Origin of the sequence: Streptomyces sp. NPDC049687, assembly GCF_044465285.1 — a bacterium.
Lineage (GTDB): Bacteria > Actinomycetota > Actinomycetes > Streptomycetales > Streptomycetaceae > Streptomyces.
In genome coordinates this window covers 68,405-83,372 of the sequence record NZ_JBITLN010000025.1, presented here as the reverse complement: position 1 = coordinate 83,372, position 14,968 = coordinate 68,405, and the positions used below count along the sequence as shown (strand labels likewise).

At 71.3% G+C, this 14,968-nt stretch carries 2 protein-coding genes; both read right to left on the bottom strand.

All coding sequences use genetic code 11. The annotated features are described in order from the left end of the window. On the bottom strand, window positions 1-4,655 hold a 4,655-nt coding region (locus ACIBVL_RS41435; RefSeq protein WP_399106134.1), incomplete at its 3' end, for an SDR family NAD(P)-dependent oxidoreductase. Between the two features lie 70 nt (window positions 4,656-4,725). After that, on the bottom strand, window positions 4,726-14,925 hold the full coding sequence (locus ACIBVL_RS41430) for an SDR family NAD(P)-dependent oxidoreductase (protein ID WP_399106138.1): 10,200 nt from the start codon (window positions 14,923-14,925) through the stop codon (window positions 4,726-4,728). Window positions 14,926-14,968 lie beyond the last annotated feature (43 nt).

Here is a 14,968-nt window from a genome sequence, read left to right as displayed (position 1 = left end):
GCCTTCGGCCCCAACACCCCCTCAAACCGCTCCACCGACAACGACCCCACCAACCCGTTGTCCCCCACACCCGCCACATGCACCACACCACGCAACGGAGCATCCACCGGCACCGACGCAATCACCCCCGCCAACGCCTCCCGATCCGCCACATCACACGCCACCACCTCCACCACCGCACCCAACCCACCCAACTCAGCGACAAGTTCAGCCGCACCCACAGCCCCCACACCCCGCCGCGACACCAACAACAGACGCCGCACACCATGAGCAGTCACCAAATGCCGCGCCACCACCGCACCCAAACCACCCGTACCACCCGTCACCAACACCGTCCCCTCGCCGTCGAACGTCGGCTTGGACGCGTCGAGTTGGGACGTCAGGAGTTCGGAGACATCCGCCTTGACGAGCCGCGGCACGGACAGCCGTCCCTCGCGCACGGCCGCCTCGGGCTCGCCGGAGGCCACGACGGAAGCGAGAGCCGACCAGGAGGAGGCGTCCCCGTCGACGTCGACGAGGAGGATCCGGTCGGGATGCTCGGCCTGCGCCGCCCGCACCACACCCCACACCGGAGCCTGCCCGAGATCCACCACCTCCCCAGCAACCACCTCGACAGCACCCCGGGTCACCACCACCAACCGCGACCCACCGAACCGCTCCTCCGCCAACCACCCCTGCACCACACCCAGCACCCACGCACCCGACCCACGCACCGCATCCGGCACCGACACACCCACCCCCACCGACGGACACACCGCCACGACGCACCCGGGCACTTCCTCAAGGGACGCGAGGGAGGCCAGATCGGGAACGACGGGCACGGGCGGGGAGCCGGCGCCGACCGCCGCGCGGGCGGTGTCGGAGAGGTCGCCGACGATCGCCACGTCGGCCGTGCCGTGGTCACCGGCGGTCGGCCAGGTCGGCCCGCCGGTGTGGGCCTGCGTCCACTCCACGCGGTAGAGGGGGGCGGCTGAGTCCGTGCCCGCGGCGGCGAGTTGTTCCTCGGAGACCGGGCGCCCGGTCAGCGCGCCGACGGTCAGCAGGGGGTTGCCCTGCAGGTCGGCGGCCGAGAGGGCGATGGTGTTGTCGCGGGTCCGGGTCAGTCGTACGCGCAGGGCGTTGGCGCCTGTGGCGTGCAGGGCGACGTGCGACCAGGCGAACGGCAGGACGGTCCGGGCGCCGTCCTCGTCCTCACCTTCGAGGAGGGACGCGTGGAGGGCGGCGTCGAGCAGGGCGGGGTGCAGGCCGAACCGTTCGGCGTCCGCGTGCGCCTGCTCCGGCAACGCCACCTCGGCGAAGACCTCCTCGCCCCGCCGCCATACCGCCCGCAGGCCCTGGAAGACGGGCCCGTAGGCGTATCCGCGCTCCAGGAGGTGGCCGTACGCGTCCTCGACGTCGACGGACGTGGCGCCGGCCGGCGGCCACACGGTGAGGTCGGCGTCGTCGGGGAGCGGGGCGTCGGTGACCGTGCCTTCGGCGTGCAGGGTCCACGGCGCCCCGGCCTCCCCGTCCCCCTCCTCGACACCGTCCACACGGGAGTGGATCCGCACCGACCGCACACCGGCCGCCTCCGCACCCACCACCACCTGAACCCGAACCCCACCACGCTCCGGCACCACCAACGGCGCCCGCAGCGTCAACTCCTCCAACACCCCACAACCGGCCTCCACACCGGCCCACACCGCCAACTCCACCAACCCCGTCCCCGGCACCAACACCGCACCCAGCACCGAGTGATCCACCAACCACCCATGCGTCACCCGCGACAACCGACCGGTGAAGGTCAGTCCGTCGCCCTCGGGGGCGGGTACGACGGCGCCGAGCAGCGGATGGTCCACGGCCGCGAGTCCGGCGGTGGCCACGTCGCCGGACTCGTGGTCGGCCTCCATCCAGTAGCGCCGGTACTGGAAGGCGTACGTCGGCAGGTCCACGGGGCGGGCACCCTGGTCGTCGTAGAGCGGGGTCCAGTTGACGGGCAGGCCCCGGACGTACAGCTCGGCAAGGGCCCGGGTGACCGCCCGGGTCTCGTCCGGCTCGGCGGCGTCACGGCGCAGCAGGGGCAGGACGGTGACCGTCTCCTCGCCGTCGAGGATCTGCTGGGCCATGCCGCTCAGGACGCTGTCGGGTCCGATCTCGGCGAACACGGTGACGCCGGCCTCCCGGGCCGCGGCCACTCCGTCGGCGAAGCGCACGGCGTCACGGACGTGCCGCACCCAGTACTCGGGGTCGGTGAGCAGCCCGTCGCCCGCGACGGTGCCGGTGACGTTGGAGATCACCGTGAGCTCCGGCTCGCGGAAGGCGAGGTCGTGGACCACGGCACGGAAGTCGTCCAGCATCGGGTCCATCAGCGGCGAGTGGAAGGCATGACTGACCGTCAGCCGTTTGGTGCGGACGCCCTGTTCGGCGAGTGCGGCGGCGATCTCGTCCAGGTCGTCGGCGGTGCCGGACAGCACGACGGACCCGGGGCCGTTGACGGCGGCGACGCCGACCCGATCCTCGCGGCCGTCGAGCAGCGGCAGTACGTCGGTCTCCGGAGCGGCGACGGCGAGCATGCCGCCGCCCGTGGGCAGCGCCTGCATCAGCCGGGCCCGCGCGGCGACCAGCCGGCAGGCGTCCGCCAGCGAGAACACACCCGCGACCTGCGCGGCGGCGATCTCGCCCACCGAGTGTCCCGCCACGACATCGGCGGTGACACCGTGCGCGGCCAGCAGGCGGTACAGCGCGATCTCGACGGCGAACAGCGCCGGCTGGGTCATGCCGGTCCGGTCCAGCGCCCCGGCGAGCGGCGTCCCCGACTCGGCGAACATCACGTCCCGTAGGGGGTGTTCCAGCAGCGGGTCGAGTACGGCGCACACCTCGTCCAGCGCCTGCCGGAAGTCGGGGAACGCCTCGTACAGGGCACGTCCCATGCCGGGGCGCTGGGAGCCCTGGCCGGAGAAGAGGAGGGCGAGCGGGCCGGGAGCGTCGGTGCCGACGACGATGCCGCCGGTGGTGCCCGCGGCCAGCGAGTCCAGGCCCATGAGCAGGCTGTCGCGGTCGGACCCCAGGACGACGGCACGGTGCTCCAGAGCCGCCCGACCGGTGGCGAGTGTGTGCGCCACGTCCACCGGGCGGAGGCCGGGGTTCTCCTCCAGGTGGGCGCGGAGGGCGGCGGCCTGGGCGGGCAGCGCCGCCGCCGTCTTGGCGGAGATCACCCAGGGAAGGGGGAGGCGGGAAGGCGAGGCCACTTCCTCACGCCCGGCCCCCACAGCCGGCTGCTCGACGATGACATGCGCGTTGGTCCCACTGATACCGAAGGACGAGACACCCGCCCGCCGCGGACGATCCAGCTCCGGCCACTCCCGCGCCTCGGTCAGCAACTCCACCGCACCCGCCGACCAGTCGACATGCGGCGACGGCTCATCCACATGCAGGGTGCGCGGAGCGACACCGTGCCGCATCGCCTCCACCATCTTGATCACACCACCGACACCCGCAGCCGCCTGCGCATGCCCGATGTTCGACTTGATCGAGCCCAAGAGCAGGGGATGATCCCCGTCCCGCCCCTGTCCATAGGTGGCCAGCAACGCCTGCGCCTCGATCGGATCACCCAGCGTCGTACCCGTCCCATGCGCCTCCACCACATCCACATCCGCCGTGGACAACCCCGCATCCGCCAACGCGGCACGGATCACCCGCTGCTGCGACGGCCCGTTCGGAGCCGTCAGCCCATTGCTCGCCCCGTCCTGATTCACCGCCGTACCCCGTACGACAGCCAGCACCCGATGCCCCAACCGCTCCGCATCCGACAACCGCTCCACCAGCAGCATCCCCACACCCTCGCCCCACCCCGTACCGTCCGCACCGGCGGCGAAGGCCTTGCAACGGCCGTCGGCGGCGAGGCCGCGCTGGCGGCTGAACTCGACGAAGGTCGCCGGCGTCGACATGACGGTGACGCCTCCGGCCAGGGCCATGTCGCACTCGCCCTTGCGCAGGGCGGTCACCGCGAGGTGGAGGGCGACCAGGGAGGAGGAGCACGCCGTGTCGAGGGTGACGGCGGGCCCTTCCAGCCCGAGGGTGTACGCCACCCGGCCGGAGGCGATGCTGCCCGCGTTGCCGCTGCCGACGTGGCCCTCCAGTGCCTTCGGGGTACGGCGGATCCGGCTGCCGTAGTCGTGGTACATCACGCCGGCGAAGACACCGGTACGGCTGCCGCGCAGCGAGGTCGGGTCGATGCCGGCCCGCTCGAAGGCCTCCCACGAGGCCTCCAGCAGCAGCCGCTGCTGCGGATCCATCGCCAGCGCCTCACGCGGCGACAGGCCGAAGAACGCCGGGTCGAAGCGATCGGCGTCGTGCAGGAAACCGCCCCGACGGGTGTAGGTGGTGCCGTGGCTGTCGGGGTCGGGGTCGTACAGGGTCTCGATGTCCCAGCCGCGGTTGTCCGGGAAGTCGGAGATCGCGTCCACGCCCTCCGACACGAGCCGCCACAGATCACGCGGCGACCGAACGCCGCCGGGGTAACGGCAGCTCATGCCGACGATCGCGATCGGCTGGGCGGACGCCTCGGCCCGGGCGCGGTTCTCCTGCTTCAGCCGCTCGTTCTCCTTGAGCGACGCGCGCAGTGCCGTGACGACCTTTTCCATCTTCTCGGCAGACGTGGATGCAGACGTGGTCACTTCGTCCTCCGCTGGTACGACCTGTTCGACCTGTGCGGCCTGGTGGCGATGGGTTGGGATGGCGGATGTGTCAGGAGAGGGCGTCTCCGAGTGCGGCTTGCACGAGCTCCTCCACATCCATGTGGTCGAACTGGTCCGAGCCCTGCTCCCCTACGGGTGTGCCGTCATCGGTGCCGGCCCGCGGGGAGGTGAGTGTGATGAGGGCGTCCAGGACGCCCGCGTCCCTGAGCGTGTCGAGCGACAGCCGGGACAAGGCCTGCCGGAAGGCTGCCTCGTCGGCGGGGACGAACGTGCCGGACGGGTCGGTGGTGTCGCCGTCCGTGCCCTCGTCCGTCTCGGCGAAGAGCTGCCGGTGGATCTCGTCCAGCAGCGCCTCGAGACTGGGGAAGTCGAAGACGAGCGTCGACGGCAGGGTGAGACCGGTGGCCCGGCCGATGCGGTTGCGCAGGTCCACGGCCATCAGCGAGTCGACGCCGAGCTCCTGGAAGCTCGCCCGCGCCGGGATGACGCGCCCCGGCTCGTGTCCGAGGACGACCGCCGTCTCACCGGCGACCAGATCCCGCAGCATCCGGCGCCGGGAGGTCCCGGACACGGCCGTCAGCCGCTCCCGCCAACCGGACGACCGATCCGGCCGGTTCCGCACCCGGGCGGCGCGTCGGGACGAGCCGTCGACCAGCGACCGCAACAGCTCCGGCACCGCTCCCGGATCCTCGGCGAACCGCGCCCGCAGCGCCGCCCGGTCCACCGGTACGGCGACCACGACACCCGGCGCATCCGCCTGCCGCGCCCCCGCGTACGCCCGGTCGAACAGCGCCAGCCCTTCGGCCTCGCCCAGCGGCACCATGCCGTCCCGACGGAGCCGGGCGGCGTCCGCCTGGGTCAGGTTGTCGGTCATCTCGCCCTCGGTCTGCCACAGACCCCAGGCCAGGGAGAGCGCCGGAAGCCCCTGGGCACGGCGCTGTTCCATCAGCGCGTCCAGATAGCGGTTGGCCGCCGCATACGCACCCTGACCCGGAGCGCCGAAGACACCCGCCACCGAGGAGAACACCACGAACGCCGCCAGGTTGGCGGTCAGCTCATGCAGATGCGTGGCCGCATCCGCCTTCGCCCGCAGCACCCCCGACACGCGGGACGCGGTCAGACCCGACACCACACCGTCGTCCAGGACACCCGCCGCATGCACCACAGCCGTGATGTCATCCCGGCCCGCCAGCAGAGCAGCCACCGCCTCACGGTCCGCCACATCACACGCGACGAACTCCACCTCGGCACCCAAGTCGATGAGCACTGTGGCAAGGTCGGCGGCACCGGCAGCCTGCCCGCCCCGACGCGAGACCAGCAGCAGACGACGTACACCATGAACGCTCACCAGATGCCGGGCGAAGACACCGCCCAACGCACCGGTCGCACCCGTCAACAGCACCGTTCCGCCACCGAAACCGGGAGACTCCGCCGATACGGCCGCCGCCCGGACCAGACGCGGAACGAAGACGGCATCCTCCCGCACCGCCACCTGCGGCTCCCCCGCCCGCACAGCCAGGGCGACAGCGTCGTCCCCGTCCGCGTCCACCAGAACGATCCGACCCGGATTCTCCGCCTGCGCCGAAGCCACCAGACCCCACACCGCAGCCATCACCGGATCGGCGACAACACCACCGGCCGACACACCGTCCCGTGTCACGACCGCCAACACCCCTGTCGCCGAGACCAGATGCTTCTGCATCGTCTCCAACGCCCACGCCGTGGCCTCATGCACCCCGAGCCCTACAGGCACCACCGCCACAGAGGCATCCACCTCCACGGCAGCACCCGACACGGCCGCCCACTCCACGGCGAACAGGGCATCCGCAGTCCGCGACAGCTCTCCTCGCGGCACCGGACGCAGCACCAGTGACTCCACGACCACGACCGGCGTGCCGGAGGGATCCGTCGCCACCAGGGCGTAGGTGTCCTGCCCACGTGGAGTGAGGCACACCCGCAGGCTCTCGGCCCCGCCCGCGAGAACGGTCACTCCCGACCAGGTGAACGGGATACGTCCGCCTTCCGCGTCCGCGCCGAGGGCGATCGCGTGCAGCGCCGCGTCCAGCAGCGCCGGGTGCGCCCCGTACCGCCGGGCCTCGGGCGCGTGGTCCTCCGGAAGGCGCACATCCGCGAACAGTCTGTCGCCGGAGGCCCAGGCCGTCCGTACGCCGGTGAAGGCCGGCCCGTAGTCCAGTCCAGCGTCGGCGAGACGCCCGTACAGCTCCTCGGGGGTGACCGTCGATGTCGCGTCCCCCTCCCGCCAGTCGACGGTGACGTCGAGTTCCCGGTCGGACAGGACGCCGACCGCGTGCCGGGTCCAGAGCGCGGAGTCGTCCCCGATGGGCCTGGCGTGGAGGCTCAGTTCAGACCTTCCGTCCGCGTCCGGGACGGAGATCCGCACCTGGATGTCGACGCCCTCCCCGAGCAGCACGGGCGATTCGATCGTCAGCTCCTCCACCGTGTGCCGTCCGGCGGATTCTCCTGCTAGGAGGGCGAGTTCGACGAGCGCCGTACCCGGGACCACGACGGCTCCCGCCACCACGTGATCGGCCAGCCAGGGGTGAGCCGCCTTCGTCATGCGGCCCGTCAGCAGATACCCGTCCCCGTCAGCAAGCTCGACCACCGTGTCCAGCACGGGGTGCCCCGCCGTACCGGAGCCGGCGGACTCCTCCAGCCAGTACCGGCGCCGGTCGAAGGCGTACGTCGGCATATCGACGAGGCGCCCACCGGCGTGTGTGGCCAGGGTCTTCCAGTTGATGTCCGTGCCGTGGACGTGGAGGTGGGCCAGGGCGGTGAAGAAGGTCTCCGTCTCCGGGCGGCCTGCACGCAGGGACGGGGTGAAGACGTGACCGTCGGTGTCGTCCAGGATCTGCTGGGCGAGGGCGGTGAGCACGGCGTCGGGGCCGAGCTCCAGCCAGCGGGTGACGCCTTCGTCGTTGAGGGCGGTGATCGCGTCGGTGAAACGGACCGGACGGCGGACGTGCTGCACCCAGTACTCCGGATCCGTCACCTGCGGCGACAGACCTGCCAACTTCGGCTCATTGAAAATGAGTTGGGCGACTACAGCTCGGAAGTCGGCCAGCATCGGATCCATCAACGGCGAGTGGAACGCGTGGCTGACGGTCAGCCGCTTGGTACGGACCCCTGCCTTCTGCCAGTCCCCCTCCAGCACGGCGATCGTCTTCTCGTCGCCGGAGACCACCACCGACGACGGCCCGTTGACCGCCGCGATACCGACCCGGTCCTCCAGGCCCTCCAGCGCGGAGACAGCCGCAGCCTCGTCGATCTGCACCGCGAGCATCGCGCCACCCTCAGGCAACGCCTGCATCAGCCGACCCCGCGCCTCCACCAAACGACACGCGTCCTCCAGCGACAGCACCCCCGCCACATGAGCCGCGGCGATCTCCCCCACCGAGTGCCCAGACACCGCATGCGCACGAAGGCCCAGCCACTCCACCAACCGGAACAGACCCACCTCGACCGCAAACAACGCCACCTGCGCATACCGCGTCCGGTTCAACAGCTCCGCATCTGCCCCGAACACCACATCCCTCAGCGGAAGTCCGGTCAGCTCGGCCACCACGTCGAACACCTCGGCGAACACCGGGAACGCCTCATACAGCTCGCGGCCCATCCCCAGCCGCTGCGAACCCTGCCCCGTGAACAGCACCGCCGTCTGTCCCTCACCGGAGGCCCGACCGGCGACCGTCACGTCACCCAGCAGCACCGCCCGGTGCTCGAACACCGCACGCCCCGCCAGGGAATAGCCGACATCGGCAGGGTCCGCCGTGTGTGCGCGAACCCGGTTGACGGCCGCGTCCAGAGCAGCAGACGACTTCGCCGAAACCACCCACGGCACCACACCCCGCGCCGCCTCAACGGGCTCGACGTCCTCCCTCTCGGCCTGCTCCAGGAGCACGTGCGCGTTGGTGCCGCTGATCCCGAACGACGACACCGCCGCTCGGCGGGGACGCTCGGCTTCGGGCCAGGCATGGTTCTCCGTCAGCAACTCCACCGCACCCGCGGACCAGTCCACATATGGCGAGGGCTCATCGACGTGCAGCGTGCGGGGAGCGACGCCGTGCCGCATCGCCTCCACCATCTTGATCACACCCGCCACACCCGCAGCCGCCTGCGTATGACCGATGTTCGACTTGATCGAGCCCAGCAGCAGCGGACGGTCCTCCGCCCGCCCCTGCCCATAAGTGGCCAGCAGCGCCTGCGCCTCGATCGGATCACCCAGACTCGTCCCCGTGCCATGGGCCTCCACCACATCCACATCCGCCGTGGTGAGTCCGGCACTCGCCAGAGCCTGACGGATCACTCGCTGCTGGGAGGGACCGTTGGGCGCGGTCAGCCCGTTACTCGCACCGTCCTGATTGACGGCGGTACCGCGCACCACGGCCAGTACCCGATGACCCAGCCGCTCCGCGTCCGACAGGCGCTCCACGACGAGCATGCCGACGCCCTCGGACCAGCCCGTGCCGTCCGCACCGGCGGCAAAAGCCTTGCACCGCCCGTCCGGCGCCAGCCCCCGCTGCCGACTGAACTCGACGAATGTCCCCGGCGTCGACATGACCGTCACCCCGCCCACCAGGGCCATGTCGCACTCACCGGAGCGCAGCGCCTGGCCCGCCAGGTGCAGGGCGACCAGCGACGACGAACAGGCCGTGTCGAGGGTGACGGCGGGGCCTTCGAGGCCGAAGACGTACGACACGCGGCCGGAGGCGATGCTGCCCGCGCTGCCGTTCGCCAGGTAGCCCTCCAGTTCTTCGGGGGCGTGGTGCAGCCGGGAGGCGTAGTCGTGGTACATCATCCCGGCGAAGACGCCGGTACGGCTGCCGCGCAGCGAGGTCGGGTCGATGCCGGCCCGCTCGAACGCCTCCCACGAGGCCTCCAGCAGCAGCCGCTGCTGCGGATCCATCGTCAGGGCCTCGCGCGGGGCGATTCCGAAGAAGTCGGCGTCGAACTCGTCCGCTTCGTGCAGGAAACCGCCCTCGCGGGAGTACGTGGTGCCGGTGCGCTCGGGGTCGGGGTGGTAGAGGGCGTCGAGGTCCCAGCCCCGGTTGGTCGGGAAGCCGCCGATCGCGTCACGGCCGTCCGCGACAAGCCGCCACAGGTCCTCCGGCGTCCTTACCCCGCCCGGGAAACGGCAGCTCATACCGACGATCACCATGGGGTCGTCGTCGACGGGTGAGGTGCGGGGCACCGCGGCGGCCGTCTTCGCGGACGGCGCGGTGATGCCCAGCTCCTCCTGGACGAATTCGGCCAGGGCCGCGGGGTTGGGGTAGTCGAAGACGAGGGTGGCCGGCAGCCGCAGTCCGGTGCTCGTGTTGAGACGGTTGCGCAGTTCCACCGCGGTCAGGGAGTCGAAGCCCAGGTCCTGGAAGGCGCGGTCGGCGGTGATGGTCTCCGGCGCCGGATGCTCCAGCACCTCCGCCACGGCCGTACGGACCAGGTCCAGCAGAGCGGTGGCCCGCTCCGTGTCGGACAGCACGGTCAGGCCGTCGACCAGCGAACCGGCCCGCGACTCGTCCGTGGACGCCGCACGCCGACGGGTCGGAGGGACCAGTCGGTGCAGGAGGGGCGGGACCGATTCGCCGCGCCGCCGGCGCAGTCCGCGCAGGTCCAGCCGTACCGGCACGGAAACCGTGGCATCCCCGGCCAGCGCCGCGTCGAACAGCGCCAGTCCTTCGGCCTCGCCCAGCGGCAGCATGCCCGATCGCGTCATACGGGCCTGGTCCGCCTGGGTCAGGGTGGTGGTCATCCCGCTCTCGGTCTGCCACAGACCCCAGGCCAGGGAGAGCGCCGGGAGGCCCTGGGCACGGCGCTGTTCCATCAGCGCGTCCAGATAGCGGTTGGCCGCCGCATACGCACCCTGACCCGGAGCGCCGAAGACACCCGCCACCGAGGAGAACACCACGAACGCCGCCAGGTTGGCGGTCAGCTCGTGCAGATGCGTGGCCGCGTCCGCCTTCGCCCGCAGCACCCCCGACACGCGGGACGCGGTCAGACCCGACACCACACCGTCGTCCAGGACACCCGCCGCATGCACCACAGCCGTGATGTCATCCCGGCCCGCCAGCAGAGCAGCCACCGCCTCACGGTCCGCCACATCACACGCGACGAACTCCACCTCGGCACCCAAGTCGATGAGTACTGTGGCGAGGTCGGCGGCACCGGCGGCCTGCCCGCCCCGACGCGAGACCAGCAGCAGACGACGTACACCATGAACGCTCACCAGATGCCGGGCGAAGACACCGCCCAACGCACCGGTCGCACCCGTCAACAGCACCGTTCCGCCACCGAAACCGCCGAACTCGGCAGTCACACCGCCGGCACGGATCAAGCGCGGCGCCAGAACAACGCCCTCCCGCACCGCCACCTGCGGCTCCCCCGCCCGCACAGCCAGGGCCACAACGTCGTCCCCGTCCGCGTCCACCAGAACGATCCGACCCGGATTCTCCGCCTGCGCCGAAGCCACCAGACCCCACACCGCAGCCATCACCGGATCAGCGACAACACCACCGGCCGACACCGCCTTGCGCGTCACAACGGCCAGCGCACCCTCACCCGACAGGTGACTCCGCACGGTCTCCAACACCCACGCCGTGGCCTCATGCACCCCAAGCCCCACAGGCACCACCGCCACAGAGGCATCCACCTCCACGGCGGCACCCGACACGGCCGCCCACTCCACGGCGAACAGGGCATCCGACGTGTGGGCGCGGGCGGCCCCGCCCTTGGGTGCCGCACGCAACACCAGCGACTCGACGACCACGACCGGTGTGCCCGCCTGGTCCGTGGCCACGAGCCGGAACGCCCCCGTCCCCACCGGCGTCAATCGCACCCGCAACACCGACGCACCCGACGCCAGGAGTTCCACACCCGACCAGGCGAACGGCAGTAGCGCACCCTCACTCACCTCGCCCGCTCGGGTCAGGCCGATGGCGTGCAGCGCCGCGTCCAGCAGCGCCGGATGCACCCCGAAGCGTCCTGCCTCGGCCGCCGCCTCGTCCGGCAGCGCCACCTCCGCCAGCACCTCGTCACCAGACCGCCACGCCGACCGCAGCCCACGGAACACCGGCCCGTAAACGAGCCCGTGGGCGGCGAGCTCCGTGTAGTGCGTGCCGAGTTCGACCTCGACGGTGTTCGTGCCGGGCCGGGTCTCGCCGGCGTCGACGGTCGTCGTCCCCTCGGCGGCCGTCAGCAGGCCGCTCGCGTGCAGCGTCCACTCGGTGGCTGCGTCGGCCTCCTCCGCAGCCACGTGCTCGTCACGGGAGTGAACGGCGACGGAACGCCTGCCCTGGTCGTCGGACGGGCCGACACGCACCTGGATCCGCAGGGCACCGTCCTCGTCCAGACGGCACGGCTGCGCGATGGTGAGCTCGTCGAGCCGGGCACAGCCGACGACATCACCCGCCTGGATCGCCAGTTCAACGAACGCCGTACCCGGCACCAGCACCTCGCCGTGCACGACGTGATCCGCCAGCCAGGGGTGCGTGGAGAGCGACAGCCGCCCTGTCAGCACGAGGTCGCCGGTGTCCACCGGGGCCACAACCGCCTTGAGCAGCGCATGATCGACGGCTCCCAGACCGGCGGAACCCAGATCCACGACACGATCCACCGGGGCGTCCAGCCAGAAGCGCTGTTGCTGGAAGGGGTAGGTGGGGAGGTCGATCTGCCGACCGCCCCAAGTCGCGTAGAGCTGCGCCCAGTTGATGTCCATGCCGTGGACGTGGAGGTGGGCCAGGGCGGTGAGGAAGGTCTCCGTCTCCGGGCGGCCTGCACGCAGGGACGGGGTGAAGACGTGACCCTCGGTGTCGTCCAGGATCTGCTGGGCGAGGGCGGTGAGCACGGCGTCGGGGCCCAGCTCCAGCCAGCGGGTGACGCCCCCGTCGTTGAGGGCGGTGATCGCGTCGGTGAAACGGACCGGCCGACGGATGTGCTGCACCCAGTACTCCGGATCCGTCACCTGCGGCGACAGACCCGCCAACCCCGGCTCGTTGAAGACGAGTTGAGTGACGACGGCACGGAAGTCGTCCAGCATCGGATCCATCAACGGCGAGTGGAAGGCATGGCTGACGGTCAGCCGCTTGGTACGGACCCCTGCCTTCTGCCAGTCCCCCTCCAGCACGGCGATCGCCTCGGCATCGCCGGAGACCACCACCGACGACGGCCCGTTGACCGCCGCGATACCGACCCGGCCCTCCAAGCCCTCCAGCGCGGAGACAGCCGCAGCCTCGTCGATCTGCACCGCGAGCATCGCGCCACCCTCAGGCAACGCCTGCATCAGCCGACCCCGCGCCTCCACCAAACGACACGCGTCCTCCAGCGACAGCACCCCCGCCACATGAGCCGCGGCGATCTCCCCCACCGAGTGCCCAGTCACCGCATGCGCACGGACACCCAGCCACTCCACCAAACGGAACAAGCCCACCTCGACCGCGAACAACGCCACCTGGGCATACCGGGTCTGGTTCAGCAGCTCCGCATCTGTCCCGAACACCACATCCTTCAGGGCGAGTTCAGTCAGCTCGGCCACCGCGTCGAAGACTTCGGCGAACACCGGGAAGGCCTCGTACAGCTCGCGGCCCATCCCCAGCCGCTGCGAACCCTGCCCCGTGAACAGCACCGCCGTCCGACCACCGGCACGGGCAACCCCCCGCACCTCGGCATCACCCAGCAACACCGCCCGATGCTCGAACACCGCACGCCCGGCAGCCAGCGAGAAGCCCACATCCATGGCGTCCGCCTCGCACGCCCGGAGTCGTCCGATCGCCGCGTCCAACGCAGCCGACGACTTCGCGGAAACCAGCCACGGCACTACACCCGGGGCCGCGTCAGCGGGCTCACGGTCCTGCGGCTCGCCCTGCTCCAGCACCACATGCGCGTTGGTGCCACTCATGCCGAACGACGACACCGCAGCCCGCCTCGGCCGGTCGGCCTCGGGCCACTCCCGCGCCTCGGTCAGCAGTTCCACCGCGCCCGCGGACCAGTCCACGTGCGGCGACGGCTCATCCACATGCAGGGTGCGCGGAGCGACACCCCGCCGCATCGCCTCCACCATCTTGATCACACCCGCCACACCCGCAGCCGCCTGCGTATGACCGATGTTCGACTTCACCGACCCCAGCAGCAGCGGACGGTCCTCGTCCCGCCCCTGCCCGTACGTAGCCAGCAGCGCCTGCGCCTCGATCGGATCCCCCAGACTCGTCCCCGTGCCATGCGCCTCCACCACATCCACGTCAGCCGAGGACAACCCCGCACTGTCCAGGGCGGCCCGGATCACCCGCTGCTGGGACGGCCCGTTCGGCGCCGTGAGCCCGCTGCTCGCACCGTCCTGATTGACCGCCGTACCCCGTACGACAGCCAGCACCCGATGACCCAGCCGCCGGGCGTCGGACAGCCGCTCGACGAGCAGCATCCCCACACCCTCGGACCAGTTGGTCCCGTCGGCCGTAGCCGAGAAGGCCTTGCACCGGCCGTCGGCCGCGAGCCCGCGCTGCCGGCTGAAGTCCACGAAGGCCCGCGACGTCGACATCACGGTCACGCCGCCGGCCAGGGCCATCTCGCACTCGCCGTTGCGCAGGGCCTGGGCGGCCAGGTGCAGGGCGACCAGTGAAGACGAACACGCCGTGTCCACAGTCGCGGCCGGGCCCTCGAAGCCGAGGACGTAGGAGAGGCGTCCGGACAGGACACTGCCGGCGCCGCCGGTGCCGGCGTATCCGGCGGTCCGCTCCTCGGCGGCGTGGATGAGTTCGGCGTAGTCCTGGCCGTTCGTCCCCGCGAAGACGCCGACACGGCGGCCCTTCAGCGTGCCGGGGACGACTCCCGCGTGCTCGAACGCCTCCCAGGATGTCTCCAGCAGCAGCCGCTGCTGCGGGTCCATCGCCAGCGCCTCGCGGTGGGAGATTCCGAAGAACTCCGCGTCGAAGTCCCCGGCCCCGTCCAGGAATCCGCCGACGGAGACGTACGACGCGCCCGGTGCGCCGGTCGTGTCGAGGAGGCGTTCCAGGTCCCAGCCCCGGTCGGCGGGGAAGTCGGTGAGGCACTCCCGGCCGTCCGCGAGCATCTGCCAGAGGTCGCCGGGCGAGCGGACGCCGCCGGGGAAGCGGCAGCTCATGCCGACGATGGCGATCGGTTCGCGCGCCGCGTCGGAGAGTTCGCGATTGCGCCGACGCAGCCGCTGGACCTCCTTCAGCGAATCCCGCAGTGCTCCGACTACTTCTTCGGTCGAGGGCTGCACGGGGCTCTCCATGTCTCCGGTCGTCGTGTTCGCGTCGGTCACG